This is a genomic window from Amycolatopsis sp. H20-H5 (assembly GCF_035828755.1).
Lineage (GTDB): Bacteria > Actinomycetota > Actinomycetes > Mycobacteriales > Pseudonocardiaceae > Amycolatopsis.
Window position 1 is genome coordinate 1 of record NZ_JAYMZS010000007.1, and the last position, 14,903, is coordinate 14,903.

Annotated in this window: 19 protein-coding genes; 9 read left to right on the forward strand and 10 right to left on the reverse strand. The window is 69.8% G+C overall.

Annotation, left to right across the window (positions count from 1 at the left end; genetic code table 11):
* Nucleotides 1-183: 183 nt before the first annotated feature.
* Both QMK34_RS05245 and dut read right to left on the reverse strand, forming a co-directional pair.
* Nucleotides 184-846: a DUF3710 domain-containing protein gene (locus QMK34_RS05245; protein ID WP_326412131.1), complete on the reverse strand. Its 663-nt coding sequence runs from the start codon at nucleotides 844-846 to the stop codon at nucleotides 184-186.
* Nucleotides 846-1,334: a dUTP diphosphatase gene (dut, locus tag QMK34_RS05250; RefSeq protein ID WP_326412134.1), complete on the reverse strand. Its 489-nt coding sequence runs from the start codon at nucleotides 1,332-1,334 to the stop codon at nucleotides 846-848. Before dut ends, QMK34_RS05245 begins: the two co-directional genes overlap by 1 nt.
* Nucleotides 1,335-1,358: 24 nt before the next feature.
* Here dut and QMK34_RS05255 point away from each other — a divergent pair, with 24 nt between their 5' ends.
* Nucleotides 1,359-1,856, forward strand: a complete 498-nt coding sequence (locus QMK34_RS05255) for a DUF3093 domain-containing protein (RefSeq protein ID WP_326412136.1) — start codon at nucleotides 1,359-1,361, stop codon at nucleotides 1,854-1,856.
* Between the two features lie 118 nt (nucleotides 1,857-1,974).
* Here QMK34_RS05255 and QMK34_RS05260 read toward each other — a convergent pair whose 3' ends face one another.
* The gene (locus QMK34_RS05260) at nucleotides 1,975-2,283 is read right to left on the reverse strand and encodes a DUF4193 domain-containing protein (protein WP_326412139.1); all 309 of its coding nucleotides are present in this window, start codon (nucleotides 2,281-2,283) and stop codon (nucleotides 1,975-1,977) included.
* Between the two features lie 523 nt (nucleotides 2,284-2,806).
* Between QMK34_RS05260 and cei the strand changes: the two genes are divergently transcribed.
* The gene (gene cei / locus QMK34_RS05265; protein ID WP_326412141.1) at nucleotides 2,807-3,490 is read left to right on the forward strand and encodes an envelope integrity protein Cei; all 684 of its coding nucleotides are present in this window, start codon (nucleotides 2,807-2,809) and stop codon (nucleotides 3,488-3,490) included.
* 299 nt (nucleotides 3,491-3,789) lie between these two features.
* On the opposite strand, the gene QMK34_RS05270 is transcribed toward cei, so the two are convergent.
* Nucleotides 3,790-4,608 (reverse strand): inositol monophosphatase family protein, encoded by an 819-nt coding sequence (locus QMK34_RS05270; RefSeq protein ID WP_326412143.1) that lies wholly within the window; start codon nucleotides 4,606-4,608, stop codon nucleotides 3,790-3,792.
* A 64-nt stretch (nucleotides 4,609-4,672) separates the two neighbouring features.
* On the opposite strand from QMK34_RS05270, the gene ppgK reads away from it, so the two are divergent.
* Together ppgK and QMK34_RS05280 are read left to right on the forward strand one after the other, a co-directional pair.
* Nucleotides 4,673-5,434, forward strand: a complete 762-nt coding sequence (gene ppgK / locus QMK34_RS05275; RefSeq protein WP_326412146.1) for a polyphosphate--glucose phosphotransferase — start codon at nucleotides 4,673-4,675, stop codon at nucleotides 5,432-5,434.
* A 199-nt stretch (nucleotides 5,435-5,633) separates the two neighbouring features.
* On the forward strand, nucleotides 5,634-7,025 hold the full coding sequence (locus QMK34_RS05280; protein WP_326412148.1) for an RNA polymerase sigma factor: 1,392 nt from the start codon (nucleotides 5,634-5,636) through the stop codon (nucleotides 7,023-7,025).
* A gap of 200 nt (nucleotides 7,026-7,225) precedes the next feature.
* Here the strand turns inward: QMK34_RS05280 and QMK34_RS05285 are convergent, their stop codons facing one another.
* Both QMK34_RS05285 and QMK34_RS05290 read right to left on the reverse strand, forming a co-directional pair.
* Nucleotides 7,226-7,411, reverse strand: coding sequence for a hypothetical protein (locus QMK34_RS05285; RefSeq protein WP_326412150.1), 186 nt, complete (start codon nucleotides 7,409-7,411; stop codon nucleotides 7,226-7,228).
* Complete coding sequence (locus QMK34_RS05290; protein WP_326412153.1) at nucleotides 7,408-7,659, reverse strand: hypothetical protein; 252 nt, start codon at nucleotides 7,657-7,659, stop codon at nucleotides 7,408-7,410. Before QMK34_RS05290 ends, QMK34_RS05285 begins: the two co-directional genes overlap by 4 nt.
* 136 nt (nucleotides 7,660-7,795) lie before the next feature.
* On the opposite strand from QMK34_RS05290, the gene QMK34_RS05295 reads away from it, so the two are divergent.
* Nucleotides 7,796-8,557, forward strand: a complete 762-nt coding sequence (locus QMK34_RS05295; RefSeq protein WP_326412155.1) for a GntR family transcriptional regulator — start codon at nucleotides 7,796-7,798, stop codon at nucleotides 8,555-8,557.
* Between the two features lie 21 nt (nucleotides 8,558-8,578).
* Here QMK34_RS05295 and QMK34_RS05300 read toward each other — a convergent pair whose 3' ends face one another.
* Nucleotides 8,579-8,980 carry a hypothetical protein gene (locus tag QMK34_RS05300; protein ID WP_326412158.1) on the reverse strand — a complete coding sequence of 134 codons (402 nt, stop codon included), beginning with the start codon at nucleotides 8,978-8,980 and terminating at the stop codon, nucleotides 8,579-8,581.
* 62 nt (nucleotides 8,981-9,042) lie between these two features.
* Here QMK34_RS05300 and QMK34_RS05305 point away from each other — a divergent pair, with 62 nt between their 5' ends.
* Entirely contained in the window at nucleotides 9,043-9,756 is a 714-nt protein-coding gene (locus QMK34_RS05305; RefSeq protein ID WP_326412160.1) for a uridine kinase, read from the forward strand.
* Nucleotides 9,757-9,797: 41 nt separating this feature from the next.
* On the opposite strand, the gene QMK34_RS05310 is transcribed toward QMK34_RS05305, so the two are convergent.
* On the reverse strand, nucleotides 9,798-10,004 hold the full coding sequence (locus tag QMK34_RS05310; RefSeq protein WP_326412418.1) for a hypothetical protein: 207 nt from the start codon (nucleotides 10,002-10,004) through the stop codon (nucleotides 9,798-9,800).
* On the reverse strand, nucleotides 10,004-10,591 hold the full coding sequence (locus QMK34_RS05315; protein WP_326412163.1) for a hypothetical protein: 588 nt from the start codon (nucleotides 10,589-10,591) through the stop codon (nucleotides 10,004-10,006). The genes QMK34_RS05310 and QMK34_RS05315 overlap by 1 nt, the downstream gene beginning before the upstream one ends.
* A gap of 91 nt (nucleotides 10,592-10,682) precedes the next feature.
* Between QMK34_RS05315 and QMK34_RS05320 the strand changes: the two genes are divergently transcribed.
* The 3 genes from QMK34_RS05320 to QMK34_RS05330 are packed head-to-tail and all read left to right on the forward strand — an operon-like array spanning nucleotide 10,683 to nucleotide 14,056.
* Nucleotides 10,683-11,906: a sensor histidine kinase gene (locus tag QMK34_RS05320; protein ID WP_326412165.1), complete on the forward strand. Its 1,224-nt coding sequence runs from the start codon at nucleotides 10,683-10,685 to the stop codon at nucleotides 11,904-11,906.
* A complete protein-coding gene (locus QMK34_RS05325) occupies nucleotides 11,903-12,568 on the forward strand; it encodes a response regulator transcription factor (RefSeq protein WP_326412167.1) in 666 nt (221 codons plus the stop codon). Before QMK34_RS05320 ends, QMK34_RS05325 begins: the two co-directional genes overlap by 4 nt.
* A gap of 27 nt (nucleotides 12,569-12,595) precedes the next feature.
* The gene (locus QMK34_RS05330) at nucleotides 12,596-14,056 is read left to right on the forward strand and encodes an APC family permease (protein WP_326412169.1); all 1,461 of its coding nucleotides are present in this window, start codon (nucleotides 12,596-12,598) and stop codon (nucleotides 14,054-14,056) included.
* A gap of 55 nt (nucleotides 14,057-14,111) precedes the next feature.
* Here QMK34_RS05330 and QMK34_RS05335 read toward each other — a convergent pair whose 3' ends face one another.
* Complete coding sequence (locus tag QMK34_RS05335) at nucleotides 14,112-14,897, reverse strand: DUF6885 family protein (RefSeq protein WP_326412172.1); 786 nt, start codon at nucleotides 14,895-14,897, stop codon at nucleotides 14,112-14,114.
* Nucleotides 14,898-14,903: the final 6 nt, after the last annotated feature.

A 14,903-nucleotide genomic window follows, 5' to 3' on the forward strand; every position in this document is an offset into this window, starting at 1 on the left:
GTCGCCCCCCTTAAAGACAAAGCCGCACTTTCGTACATGGCCAGGGGCGACCTGGCGGCGCGAGTTTGTGAGCGCGCTGGCCAAAAAACACAGGCTTCTAGCCGCACCTCAGGACTAAACCAAAAAGCCCCTGAAGGCCACCATGACGGCGTAAAACGCCGTCATGGTGGCCTTCAGGGACCGTCAAGCCTGCTGCTCGGCAATGTGCTGCGCGACGGCCTCCGGCAGCGTGATCGTGAGCGGGGTGCGGACCGGCATTGGCGCGTCGCCGCGGTCGACGATGGTGTGCCGCACGATCTCCCGCAGCACGGCGGGTGCCTGCGAGGCCTGCGACTGCGGCCCGGCGATGACCCCGCGCAGCATCCAGCGGGGGCCGTCGACGCCGACGAACCGCAGCGCGACGTCGCCGACGATGGCGGAGAGCTCGAGGCCCCACTCCCCCATGCCGATGCTCACCTTGGCGCCGTCGGCGCGCAGCTGGTCGCCCAGTTCGGCGCCGACGTCCTTCCAAAGGCCGCCGGAGCGCGGTGCCGCGTAGCCGCTCACCGTGATCTGGCCCTGCTCGGTCACGACGTGGACCGCGCGCACCCCGCCGTTGGCGGGGTCCATCTCGACCTGGACCTGCGAACCGTCCGGGACCGGCACCTTGACCGAGCCGAGGTCGATCCGGGGTATGCCGTCGTCGGTGGCGTCGGCGATGTCGAACGGGCCGTCCGGCGTCGCCGAAAGCCCCGTCTCCTCGTCGTCGTAGTCGTCGTGGTCGTCAGCGTCGTCGACCTCGGGCGCGGCATGCCGTCCGCCGGGCCGATCGTCCGCGGCCCGCCGCTTGCGTCCGAAAATCCCCACTACTTCTCCGTTCCTTCCCCAGTACCGGCTCGTGCTCCCAGTGTGGCGTGTCCACCTGTCGAGCCGTATCCACTTTCGCCGCGTTCGGTCGCGTCGAGCTCGCTCACCTCGACGAACTCGGCGTGTTCGACCCGCTGGACGACCAGCTGCGCGATCCGGTCGCCGCGCGCCAGCACGACCGGCTCACGCAGATCATGGTTGATCAGGCAGACGCGGATCTCACCGCGGTAGCCCGCGTCGATCGTGCCGGGGGTGTTGACCACGGACAGCCCGGTCTTGGCGGCCAGCCCGGACCGCGGGTGGACGAACCCCGCGTATCCCGGTGGGAGCGCGATGGCGATCCCGGTGCCGACCAATGCCCGTTCGCCGGGACCGAGGACGATATCCGAGGTGGTGACGAGGTCGGCGCCCGCGTCGCCGGGCCGCGCGTAGGCGGGCAGCGGGACGCCGGGGTCGATCCTGGAGAGCAGTACCTGAACGCTGGACACGGGCGGCGAGACTACCCTGAGGAAGTGGGTAACAGCGTGAGCGCGGCCGTACAGGGCGCCGTCAGACACTCCGAACGGCTTTACGTCCCCTGGTGGGCCTGGCCGCTTCCCGTGATCGGCGGTGTTTTGCTGGCCGCGGAGATCGACATGGGGTATCCCGGTGTCCGGGCGTGGCTGCCGTACGTGGTCCTGCTGCCGCTGGTGGTGGCGCTGATGCTCTCCCTTGGCCGCACCCGCGTGCGGGTCACGGGCGCCGGCCCGGACGGCCAGGAGGCCGAGCTGTGGGTGGGTGACGCGCATCTCCCGCTCCGGTTCGCCGGGGAGGTCGAGGTCATCGGCAAGGAGGCCAAGCGCAAGGCACTGGGCCCGGAGGGCGACCCCGCGGGCTTCGCGATGCACCGCGGCTGGGTCGGCCCGATGGTCCGGGTGTGGCTGACCGATCCAGACGATCCGACGCCGTACTGGCTGTTCAGCACCCGCAACCCGGAGAAGGTCGCCGAGCTGCTGCGCGCGGGCTCCTGAAAGGGCGGGTCCTGACACGAGGAGAGGGGGCCGGCCTGGTTGGCCGACCCCCTCTTTCCCTCTTCTTTACGCCCCGTACCCCGCTGTCGCGCCCGTTCGTCCCCTGAAACCCGTAGGCTCAGGCGCAGTCGCGACAGATCAGCCGGTTGCCGTTTTCCTCGGCAAGCCTGCTGCGGTGGTGCACCAGGAAGCAGACAGAGCAGGTGAACTCGTCGGCCTGCTTAGGCACGACCTTCACGGTCATGTCCTCCCCGGAAAGTCCGGAGAGGTCAGCACCGGGAAGCTCGAAGTTCTCGGCGGTCGCGTCCTCGTCGACGTCGACTACGCCGGACTGGTTTTCGTTCCGCCGTGCCTTCAGCTCTTCCAACGAGTCTTCGGCCAGCTCGTCAGCTTCGCTGCGGCGCGGAGCGTCGTAATCGGTCGCCATTGTCCCTCACCCCTGCGATCAGCTTCGATGTAGATGGCCCGGACCCCCCGAGCAGGAACTCGTGAAGTCCTTCGTGCCGCTGGTCAACGTCCCAGCGCCCCTGTTTGTGCCCGGCAAGCGCAGTGAGCGAGGTCTCTCTTTTGTGCCTCTTTCTACGGCCTGAGCTCGCAGAGGGTAGCTCACCGCGAAAACGGCCCCGCAACGAGTCAGACCTAGCCGGAAATACGTCACCCATCAGGGGGAATCACGTTCCCAGACGATCTTGGTCCGAAAGGGTTGCCCAGGAGTCGGCAGCCTCACCGGGGTGCCGTGTCGGCTTGCTCACGCGGACCCTCGCGTGGTGCTATCCCAGTGCAGCGGCCGCAGAGCCCCGGTCCCGTCTCGGGCACCGCCGCGACGAACTGAGCGACGAGGGCAACCCTCACCACTGCCCGAAGCGTGTAACCGCATAGGGTTATCGGCGATAGACAGTACGGATGATCGGACGCTGTCCGGGATCCGCGTTCGGAAGGGACGGGGCAGGGTGGCGTCGGGGAACGGCATTGGGGACCGTAAGGCGCGACCGTATCGCAAGCGCCGTCCGCTGCCCGCGCTCATCGTGATCGGCGTGCTCGCGCTCGGCGCGATCGTCGTCTGGGTGCACGCGGTGGTGACCCGCGCCGACATCGACGCCGCGGTCCGCTGCGACCCGCCCCCCAACCCGGCGCCCGGCGTCACCTACACCCCGCTCCCCCATTCGGGTCTCGACGACCGCACACCCATCCCGCCCGACAAGGTCGCGGCCAGGGTGCTCAACGCCAGCGACGTCCGAGGCCAGGGCGGCATCGCCACCACCTCGCTGCACGACCTCGGGTTCACCCAGATGGGCGAGCCGACCAACGACCCCGCCTACGACGGCCGCAAAGCCAAATGCCGCGGCCAGATCCGCTTCGGCGAGAACGGCGCGTCCGCCGCCCGCACACTCAGCCTGGCCGTCCCCTGCGCCGAACTGATCAAAGACAACCGCAAGGACGCCACGGTCGACCTGACCACCGGCACCACCTTCGGCGACGTCCGCCCCAAGGCCGAAGCCCGCCAGATCCTCGAGCAGCTGACCCTCTGGTCCCAGCAACACTCCGGAGGCGGCGGAGGCGAGCAATCGGCAGGCGCCACCGCACCGCCTCTGGACCAGAGCGCACTCGCTTCGGCTCGCGAGCTCGCCTGCTGATTCTTTTGGCCAGCGCGCTTACGAACTCGCGCCGCCAGGTCGCGCGGCGTGAAGTGGTCCTGGCCCCCGGGGCTGGGTTTGTGACTGTCCCTGAAGGCCACCATGAGGGCGTTTAGGTCCCTCATGGTGGCCTTCAGGGCACGCTGCAATCGGGCAAGTCGGAATCAAACGGACTACAGCGGGACTGTTTCGTCCTTTGTGGACGGAGGGTCGCCTGGGCGACTGCCCCTGAAGGCCACCTTCACCGCGTAAAACGCCGTGAAGGTGGCCTTCAGGGGCACGTTGGGTGCGGTTTCGGGTTAGACGTCGCCGATGCCGGAGGCTATTAGGGCTTCTCGGAGGGGGGTGGCTATTGAGGACGCGGCCGCGTAGGTCGCGTCGGGGCCCAGGGCCGGGTCTTCGCCTGGGAGGGAGACTGTCGCTCCCGCTTCGGAGGCGACGAGGGCTCCGGCGGCCCAGTCCCAGCGGCCGAGGCCGTGCTCCACATAGGCGTCGAGCCAGCCCGCTCCGACCGCGCACAGGTCCAGGGAGGCCGCGCCGTTGCGGCGGATGTCCCGGACCCGGCCCACCAGTCCCGCGGCGAACCGTGCCTGCCGCAGGCGGCGGTCGACCTTGTAGGCGAAGCCCGTTCCCACCAGGGTCAGGTCCAGCCGTTCGGGCGCCGACGTCGTCAAGGGCCTGCCGTCCAGCCAGGCACCCTGGCCGCGGGCCGCCGTCCAGACCCGGCCGCTGACCGGCTCCACCACCGCGCCCGCGACCGACACGCCGTCCACCTGCGCCGCCACCGAGACCGCGAACCACGGGAGCCCGTAGAGGAAGTTCACGGTTCCGTCGATCGGATCGACCACCCAGGTGACGCCGTCGCCCGCGTCCCCGCCGCCCTCCTCCCCCAGGACGGCGTCGCCCGGCCTCAGTTCGGCCAGGCGCGCCCGCACCAGCTGCTCGGACTCGTGGTCCACGGCGGTGACCACGTCCGTGTCCGCGGACTTGGTGTCCACCCGGACGACGCGGCCCCTGTTCATCCCCTCCCACGCGTCTCGGACCAGCTCGGCGGCTTCGCCCGCGACACGCTCGGCGACACCCTTCAGCAACGACTCGTCAACGCCCACGTCCGCCATGTCATCACATCCGGTTAAAGTCTCCGAGGCAGGCTTCTGAATCGTGCGAGAAGGGACCACGTCAGTGACGGCGACCCGAGGTTTCGGTATCGACATAGGCGGCAGCGGGATCAAGGGCGCGCTGGTCGATTTGGAGCAGGGGCAGCTCATCGGCGACCGGCTCCGCATCGACACCCCCCAGCCCTCGACCCCGGAGGCGGTGGCGGACGTCGTCGCCGAGATCGTGGCCCACTTCAGCTGGGACGGCCCGGTCGGCGTGACGCTGCCCGCCGTGGTCAAGAAGGGCGTCGCGCACACCGCGGCGAACATCGACCACAAGTGGATCGGCACCGACGCGGACGCGCTGTTCGCCAAGCGCATCGGCCGCGGCATCGACGACATCGCGATGCTCAACGACGCCGACGCGGCGGGCATGGCGGAGATCCGCTTCGGCGACCCGGCCGCGCGCAAGGGCGTGACGGCGCTGCTCACCTTCGGCACCGGCATCGGCTCCGCGGTGTTCCACGACGGCAAGCTGGTGCCCAACCCCGAGTTCGGCCACCTCGAGGTCGACGGGCACGACGCGGAGAAGCGCGCCGCCGCCTCGGTCAAGGACAACGAGGGCATGTCCTACCCCGATTGGGCGAAGCGGGTGAAGCGTTACCTGACCGTGCTGGAGAACCTGATCTGGCCGGACCTGTTCATCGTCGGCGGCGGGGTCAGCAAGAAGGCCGAGAAGTGGGTGCCGCTGCTCGACATCCGCACCCCGATCGTCGTGGCCTCGCTGCAGAACAACGCGGGCATCGTGGGCGCCGCGGCGGCCGCGGTGGAGGGCATCGAACACTGATCGCCCGCGTCGCGCGGCGTGTCGCGACGGACCGAGAAAGTGATCGCTGCGCGACGCACTCGCGCAACGTAGTTACAATGGAACACGGCCCACGGCTGCGGAGGACAAAACCGCAGGCCGGGGCGTGTTCCCCGAATTTGAGGCAGCTGAGGCCGTCGTGCCTTTGCTCGTCATGATCGACCGCTGCGAAAGGGCGTAAGTGGCAGCCGCAAGAACCGCAACCCGAAGCGGGACGAAGACAGAGACCGCAGCTGGCGAGCCGGCCGACGAGGCAGCCACCGGCGCGGACAAGCCCGCCGCGCGCAAGACCGCTCCCAAGGCGGCCGGCGCGAAGAAGGCCCCTGCCAAGAAGGCGCCGGCGAAGAAGGCCGGAGCCAAGGGCGAGGACGGCGAGCCCGACGGTCCAGCAGACCTCGACGAAGCCGAACTCGAGACCCCGGATCTGTCCGACCTGGAAGAGGTCGAGGTGGACGTCGTCGACGCGACGGTCACCGAGGAGCCGGAAGAAGCCGACGACGAAGAGTCCGACGAGCCCACCACCAGAGCCGGACGGCGGGCGGCCTCGGCCGCCGAAAAGAGCAACTCCAAGTCCTCCGACAACCCGGACTTCGTCTGGGACGAGGAGGAGTCGGAAGCGCTCCGCCAGGCCCGCAAGGACGCCGAGCTCACCGCCTCGGCCGACTCGGTCCGCGCGTACCTGAAGCAGATCGGCAAGGTCGCGCTGCTCAACGCGGAGGAGGAGGTGGAGCTCGCCAAGCGCATCGAGGCCGGGCTCTACTCCGCCGAGCGGGTACGCAACGCCGAGGAGGAGGGCGAGAAGCTCGTCACCCAGATGCGCCGCGATCTCAAGTGGATCGTGCGCGATGGGGAGCGGGCCAAGAACCACCTGCTCGAGGCGAACCTCCGGCTCGTGGTCTCACTGGCCAAGCGCTACACCGGGCGTGGCATGGCGTTCCTGGACCTGATCCAGGAGGGCAACCTCGGCCTGATCCGCGCGGTCGAGAAGTTCGACTACACCAAGGGCTACAAGTTCTCCACGTACGCCACCTGGTGGATCCGTCAGGCGATCACGCGAGCGATGGCCGACCAGGCCCGCACCATCCGTATCCCGGTGCACATGGTCGAGGTCATCAACAAGCTCGGCCGTATACAGCGTGAGCTCCTGCAGGATCTCGGTCGCGAGCCCACCCCCGAAGAGCTCGCGAAGGAAATGGACATCTCCCCGGAGAAGGTCCTCGAGATCCAGCAGTACGCCCGCGAGCCGATCTCGCTCGACCAGACCATCGGCGACGAGGGCGACTCCCAGCTCGGTGACTTCATCGAAGACTCCGAAGCTGTCGTCGCCGTCGACGCGGTGTCGTTCACGCTGCTGCAGGACCAGCTCCAGTCGGTCCTGCAGACCCTGTCCGAGCGTGAGGCGGGCGTGGTCCGGCTGCGCTTCGGCCTGACGGACGGCCAGCCGCGCACGCTCGACGAGATCGGCCAGGTGTACGGGGTCACCCGTGAGCGCATCCGGCAGATCGAGTCGAAGACGATGTCGAAGCTGCGTCACCCGTCGCGTTCGCAGGTGCTGCGCGACTACCTCGATTGAGATTTAGCCTCAAAAAGGCCGCTGACCTGTGAATCCATGGGTTGGCGGCCTTTTTGCTGGACACCTACAGCGCTCCCTGACTGGACCTTGAGTCCCCACTCAACGCTCGCGCGCCGTCCATGTCTCGGTCTCCGCCTGGGTGACTCGCCCCTTGCGCAGCGACTCGGGGGCCTTGACGCGGTCCAAGCTGTCCAGCGCGGTCACTGCTGGCCGGTCTCCGGCTCGCGACGACCTGGGGCACCGCAGTACGGCGTCCGTACCCGTCGCCCGTCCGGCAGGTGCTCGACCCACACCCCGGCCGGGGTCAGGCCGCACGGACACCGCTCGTCATGGCGCGGCCGGTCATGCGTCACCGGGTTGCCCGCCGAGCTGTCGGGGTAGCTCACGAGATCCTCCCGGTCCGCACCAGCGCGAGCTCGGCGCGGCACTCGTGGCAGACCTGAAACGGGCTGTCCGGCGTGATCGGCGCGGTGTCAACGTCCTCATACCGGTGGAGCTCGGGCGTGAGTTTGCCGACCTGGCACCAGAGCGTCAGTTCGCTGACGGACCGATCGGCCAACTCGCGCTTGCGGTAGTAGTGCGGCGCGCCGTGCGCCCGGTAATACCTCGCCGTGTAGTCAGCCTCTGTGACCACCGATGCGGCCTCAACCAGCGTGCGTTTCCCCATCGCGCCCAACTCCACCGTCACTGGTAAGGATGTCTTGACCACTTAACGGTGACATAGGACTTGCAACTGGTCAAGACGAGTTGATGTGTGGACAATGACGGCCATGGTGGATCGCACAAGCGGGGTGCCCGCGTTCCGACAGGTCGCGGCTGACCTCCGCGCGAAGATCAGCGCTGGCCAGTACGCGCCGGGAGTGCGGCTTCCGAGCGAACGGGAACTGGTCGACACCTACGGTGTGTCACGCCCCACTGTCCGCGAAGCTGTCAACCTCCTGCGGCTGGAAGGCGTCGTAGACGTTGAGCACGGCCGGGGCGTGTTCGTCCGGCCACCGTCGAACATCCACCGCCTCGCGCGGTCCCGCCTCTCCCGTGAAGCCCGGGAACGAAACCAGGGTGCGTTCCTCGCCGAGGCCGCCGCGCAGGGTTTCACGGCCTCCAGCAACGTCAAGGTTCGATTCGAGCAAGCCGACGCGCGTGCAGCTGGCTATCTGGCCGTAGACCCGGGTACCGAAGTGACTGTGAGGGACCGGGTGATGCGCGCCAATGGGCTCGTTGCCCAACTCGCGGTGTCCCGCCTGCCCCGCTCGATCACTCGGGACACCGCTATCGAAAAGGTCGACACAGGCCCCGGCGGCGCCTACGCACGCCTGGAAGAGGCCGGTCACGTGATCGGCTCGTTCGTCGAACACGTCGGCGCGCGGATGCCGACACCTGATGAGATGACGCTGCTGCAGCTGCCCGACGGCGTGCCCGTTGTCGCCGTCACTCGTGTTGCCTACCGCGCCGACGGCGTCCCGCTTGAGATGAACGACATCGTGCTGCCCGCCAACCTGTACGAGCTCTCCTACGAGTGGCCCGCGGACTGACTTGCGTTTATCGCAGGACGGTCAAGGGACGGCGAGGCCCGCTCGGCGCAGGGACTCCTCGACGCGCAGGCGTTCGAGCTCGCGGTCGAGGCCCTCGGGCAGCTCGGCGAGGCGTTGCTCGATCTCCACCGCTGAACAGGCCTGGGCCAGCAGGGCGTCGTAGGCCTGCTTGGTCGCGGTGCGCCGCGAGGCGGGGGTGCCCGTGCCGAAGTGTGCCAGGAGCTCGTGCACGCGGCGCAGGTCGGCGGCGAGGAGCTGGATGGGAGGGTGGTCCGGCTGGGCGGCGGGCGGGCGGAAACGCCGGTGCGCCGAGCGGAGGAGGCGGGGCAGGGCGAGCAGGAGCCAGAACCCCAGGGTCGGCGTCGCCACCACCAGTGCGTAGAGCACCACGTTGGCGACCGGGAACCCGGTCGCTGCGGCCATGCGGGGAGTGTAGGCCCGGAAACCGCCTGGTGGAACCGGTCGGCAGCGTACCGTGATCATCGATGGCACCTGTGCGCTTTTCGGCCTCGACCTGGCAGCAGCCCGTCCCGGCCCCGGCCTCGGCCGCGCGGGGCGAAATGATCGCGCGGATCGCCGCGCGGGTGACCGCGCTCGGGGCCCATCGCCTGCGGGTGGGTATCGACGGTTTCACGGCGTCGGGCAAGACGAGCCTCGGGCATGAGCTGGCCGAGCGGATCGGTTCGCTGGGGCGTCCGGTGCTGCGGGCGAGCCTGGACGACTTCAAGAAGCCCTGGCGGGATCGGCATCTCTACGACCGCGAATCGGGTGAGGGCTACTACCGCAACGCCTTCGACTACCCGGCCGCGCGACGGCTGCTGCTCGAGCCCGCTGGTCCGCGGGGGTCGGGCCGGTGCGTGCTGTGCGGCATCGACCCGCTGACGCAGGTGGATCACTCGGCGGTGGTGACGACCGCGGAGCCGGACGCCGTGCTGATCGTCGACGGCGTCTTCGCGCTGCGGCCCGAGCTCATCGGCTACTGGGACTTGCGAGTCTGGGTGGACGTGCCCGCGGAGACCTCCGTGCGCCGCGGCGCCGCCCGCGACCAGGACTGGGCGGGCTCGGCGGCCGAATCGATCCACCGGGACCGCTACCTGCCCGCCGAGCGAATCCACCTCGCCGAGGCCGACCCGATCGGGCTGGCCGACGTCGTCGTCGACAACTCGGACTTCGCCGCGCCCCGGCTCGTCCGCGGGTGATCCCGGCCGAGCCACCCCCAGATGCGCGGCTCGGCCGGAAATTACTTGGAGCCGCCGCGCTGTTTGCGGATCTGGTGCAGGAACAGCAGCGCCGCGCCGGCGGCGACCAGCACGACGCTGGCCGCGACGTGCAGCTGCGGCGGCAGGAGGTGCAGCTGGAGGAACCAGCTCGGCGAACCGCTGCCCGCGAGCCGGTTGATCAGCCCACCGCCGCCCTGGATGACCAGCAGGATCCCCACCAGCTCCATCACGAGTTCACCCCGTCCCTTGCTGGGTCCTTTGTGGACAGCAGCTGCAGGAAAGGCCCGGTGGCGAACCAAATCGCGACGAGACCGCCCAGCCGCGGGAACCAGCCCCACAGCGCGTCCGTGCGCGCGGGCACGCCCACCATCAGCATCAGCCCCAGCAGGACCACGGCGGCGATCACGGCCGCGAGCACGCACTTGCCCCACTCACGCCACTCGTGACGTTGCTTCGCACGGCTGCGCTTCGGCAGTTTCACCGGCGCGGAGCCGCTGGCGAAGCGGTGTGCGAACCGGACGTCGGCCCAGCGGACCATGCTCGGCCCGAACACCAGGCTGAACCCCAGGTAGACCGCGGCGAGCCCGTGCACGGAGGTGGCCGTCGCCCCGTGGGACAGGTCGACCACGGTGGCGACGAGCACCAGCAGGTCCGCCACCGGCGTCAGCGCGAGCAGCACGACGCTCGTGCGGCGCCGCCGGAGCAGGTATCGGGTGACCAGGCCCGCGACGATGAATACCCAGAAGGCGATCTCTCCCGCGACGATCACCGCCGCCATCGGATTGTCACGGATGAAACCGAAGAATTTGTCCACGACGGCAGCTTCTCGTGCCCTTCGCCGCCGCGCGTCGGCGAAGAGCACGAGAGGATGGTCATCACTTCGTAGGACGCGGTGGCGGGCCCGGATGTGCTGGGATGGGCACGTGCGACTCCTGCCCGTCCTGCGTGGCCTGCCCGTGTGGCAGCAGGACGTCATCGTCGCGGCCGCCACCTGGCTCGTCGGGCTGGTGTTCTACCTGGCGCAGCTGCATCAGCTGGTCGCGGCCGGGCATCAGGTCCCGCTGTGGGCGCGCCTGATCGAGCTGACGGTCGTCTGCGCCGTCCAGGTCGCCCGGCGCAAGATCCCGGCCGCGCTGATCGCGGGGACCGTGCTGCTCGGCGTCGACCTCGCGATCGGCCCCTCGCTGCCGATCGTCATCGCGTATACCGACTTCTTGTACGCGGCGACGCTGTACGGCACGCGCCGGATGCACCAGTTCATGATCGGGCTGGCGGCGGTGGGCACGGTCGGCGGCGTCGCGGGCGCGGCGGTGTTCGTGCCGGACTGGCGGCTGGCGATCGTCGCCGCGCTGGGCGCGGTGCCGTTCCTGATCACCCCGGTGTGGTGGGCGACCAACGTCCGTCAGCAACGCGACGTCGCCGACGCGGAACGGGCGAACGCCGAGCAGCTGACGAAGATCGCCGAGCTGGACCGCAACGCCGCCGTGGCCGCCGAGCGCGCCCGGATGGCCAGGGACCTGCACGACGTCATCGCGGGGCACCTCTCCGCGATCGCGATCCAGTCCGAGGCCGCGCTGACGATGAGCGACGCCGACCCCGCGCTGGGCCGGTCGGTGCTGAAATCGGTGCGGGAGAACAGCGTCAGCGCGCTGGAGGAGATGCGGGCGATGATCGGGCTGCTGCGCGCGGAGCCCGGCGCGGCCGGGGCGCCGATGGAGACCACCTCCCCCGGCAGGCTCGCGGAACTGTCCAAACTGGTCGAATCGGCGCGCACCAGCGGGATCCGCGTGGACGTGGTCTCCACTGTGGACGAACACGACGGCGCCCTGCCCGCCGCGATCGACCTCACCGCGTACCGGATCGCGCAGGAAGCGCTCACCAACGCGGTGAAACACGCGCCGGACAGCCGGGTCACCGTCGACATCCGGCGTGGCGACGGCATACTCACCGTCGAGGTCGGCAACGACCTGCTCGCCCGCCGCCTGCCGCGAGCGGGAACGAGCACCGGGACCGGCTTGCTGAACATGCGGGAACGAGCGAGCGCGGTGGGCGGCTCGCTGTCGGCGGGCCCGGCCGGGTCCGGCTGGCTGGTCCGCGCGGAACTACCGCTGGAAGGACTGGGAACTTGACCGTACGGGTTCTCGTGGCCGACGACCACGGCGCGATCCGCGCCGGGCTGATGCTCATCCTGGGCAACGCCGAGGGCATCGAGGTCGTCGGGGAGGCGGCGGACGGCGCCACTGCGGTCCGGCAGGCGAGGGCGCTGCGCCCCGACGTCGTGCTGATGGACGTCCGGATGCCGGGCACCGACGGCATCGCCGCCACCCGGGAGCTGACCGCGGCGGGCCTGTGCGAGGTCCTCGTGCTCACCACCTTCGACCTCGACGAATACGTGCACGCGGCGTTGCGCGCCGGCGCCGCCGGGTTCCTGCTGAAATCGGTCGAGGCGCCCCGGCTGATCGAGGCGGTGAAGCTGGTCGCCGCCGGTGAAGGCGTGCTGGCGCCGCAGGTCACGCGCAAGCTGATCACCGCGTTCGCCGAGAACTCGCGCAAGCCGGTGACCAGGCCCGGCGGGCTCGACGAGCTGACCGACCGGGAGAACGACGTGCTCGGCTGCCTCGGCGAGGGCCTGTCCAACGCGCAGATCGCCACCCGGCTGCGTATCGGCGAGACGACGGTCAAGACGCACGTCTCGCGTGTGCTCACGAAGCTGGATCTGCGCTCGCGGGTGCAGGCGGCGATCCTGGCACAGGAGAACGGGCTCGGCGCGGACCGGCCGATCTGCGAATGACGCGCTGATCTCCTACCGTTGCACGTCATGGGCGTGCGGCGAACTCTGGACGTGGACGAGGTCCTCAAACGGCAGGACTCCGGCGAGCTGAAACGCAGCCTCCGCGGCCGAGATCTGATCGGCTTCGGCGTCGGGATCATCATCGGCACCGGGATCTTCACCCTGGCCGGGGTGGAGGCGAAGACCCACGCGGGCCCGGCGGTGACGCTGTCGTTCGTGATCGGGGCGGTGGTCGCCGGGCTGGCGGCGCTCTGTTACGCCGAGCTCGCGTCGAGCGTGCCGACAGCGGGCAGCGCGTACACCTACGCCTTCGCCACCCTCGGCGAGATCTTCGCCTGGATCATCGGCTGGGACCTGCTGCTGGAGTTCGCCCTCGGCGCGGCGGTGGTCTCCCGCGGCTGGTCGGGCTATCTGGCGAACCTGCTCGGGCTCTCGCCGCAGTGGTTCGGGGAGGACGCGAAGATCAACGTCGGCGCGGTGCTGATCATCGCGGTGCTGACCGTGGTGGCCGTCGCCGGGATCAAGCAGTCCTCGCTGTTCACCAACGTGCTGGTGCTGGTGAAGGTCGCGGTGTGCGTGCTGATCCTGGTGGTCGGCGTGTTCTACATCCGCGGCGCGAACCTCAGCCCGTTCATCCCGCCCGCACAGCCCGCTCCCGGCGGCGCGAGCGCGTTGCACCAGCCGATCGTCTCGGCGGCGCTGGGGCTGGAACAGTCGCTGTACGGCGTCGCGGGCATGGTGACGGCCGCGGCGGTGGTCTTCTTCGCCTACACCGGGTTCGAGGCGCTGGCCAACCTCGGCGAGGAGACGGTGAACCCGCGCAAGGACCTGCGGGTGGGCATCCTCGGCGCGCTGGGCGTGTGCGCGCTGCTCTACATCGGGGTCTCGCTGGTGCTGACCGGGATGGTGCCGTTCACCGACATCGACACCGGCGCCCCGCTGGCCGACGCGTTCGACCGGGTCGGGCAGCACTGGGTGGGCGCGCTGATCTCGCTCGGCGCGGTCACCGGGCTGACCTCGGTGATGATGGTCGAACTGGTGACCATCGGCCGGATCGGCTTCGCGATGGGCCGCGACGGCCTCCTGCCCAAGGCGCTCGGCACCGCGCACCCGAAATGGGGCACCCCGCACCGGATGACCATCGGCGGCGCGGTCCTGATCGCGGTGCTGGCCGCGTTCATCCCGATCTCCGAGCTGTCCGACATGGTGAGCATCGGGGCGCTGTCGGCGATGATCATCGTGGCCGTCGCGGTGCCGGTGCTGCGGCGCAAACGCCCGGAACTGGACCGGCCGTTCAAGGTGTCGTTCTCGCCGCTGCTGCCGATCGTCGCGGCGCTGGCCTGTTTCTACCTGATGCTGAACCTGGACGTGCTCACCTGGATCCGGTTCGCCGTCTGGCTGCTGCTCGGCCTGGTGATCTACTTCGGCTATGGCCGCAAGCACTCCCGGCTGGCGCCCGGCAACGCGGCCAAGACCGAGTCGGCGTAGCTCGCAGGTGTCATGAAAGACCCTTTCCTGACACTTTTTGTCCGGAAAGGGTCTTTCATGACACCTCCCACGGCCGGGAGCGCAAGCCCGCGGCGGTGACGGCCTCGGTCGCGGCGGCGGCCTGCGTGGCGTCGACGACGAGCAGGAGGCCGCCGGGCCGGTGCGGCTCGCGGCGCAGGGCTGCGACCAGCCACTCGATCGGCTGCTCGTGGATTCCGTTGTCCCCCAAGGACGGGTAAGTGTCCACAACGGACAGCAGGGTACCCTCGGCGCCGATCCGCACGCCCGCGAGGAGAACGAAATGCTCGCCCTCGGCACGCCAGCGTGACGACCACAATGGCGGGACGCCGGTGTCGAGGTAGTCGAGCAGGGCGCGTTCCGGGGTGTCGGGCGCGCCGAGCTCCGCCGATTCGACCCTGGCGAGCACCGCCACCCTCGGCAGCTCCCCCAGCCCGGCCAGCAGGTCGAACAGGGAGTCCACGGTCCAGTCGCCGGAAGCCGGGATCGCCCGCAGCCGTCCGGCCGACAGCTCACCGATCGCGCGCGCGAGCCCGGTCGCGCTCGTTCCGGCCGCCGCCGGGTCGTCGGTCTCCGGCAACCGGAGCCGGAACCCGGTCCGGGCGGGCTCGCCGGGCGGCCGGTCGGGCGTGGTGAGGCGCACGGTTCCCGCCGCGAGCGCGACCTCGTCCTGATCCGTCACCGCGATCCCGGCGGCACGCAACGCGGCCAGGGCGGTGAAAGCCGCCGCGAGGCCGTCCTTCTGCGGGAGTTCCGCGCGGGTCACGGCGGCGAGGTGTTCCCCGCCGGGCAGCCAGCGCAGGCTCGAGAGCCCGGATGGCATCACCCG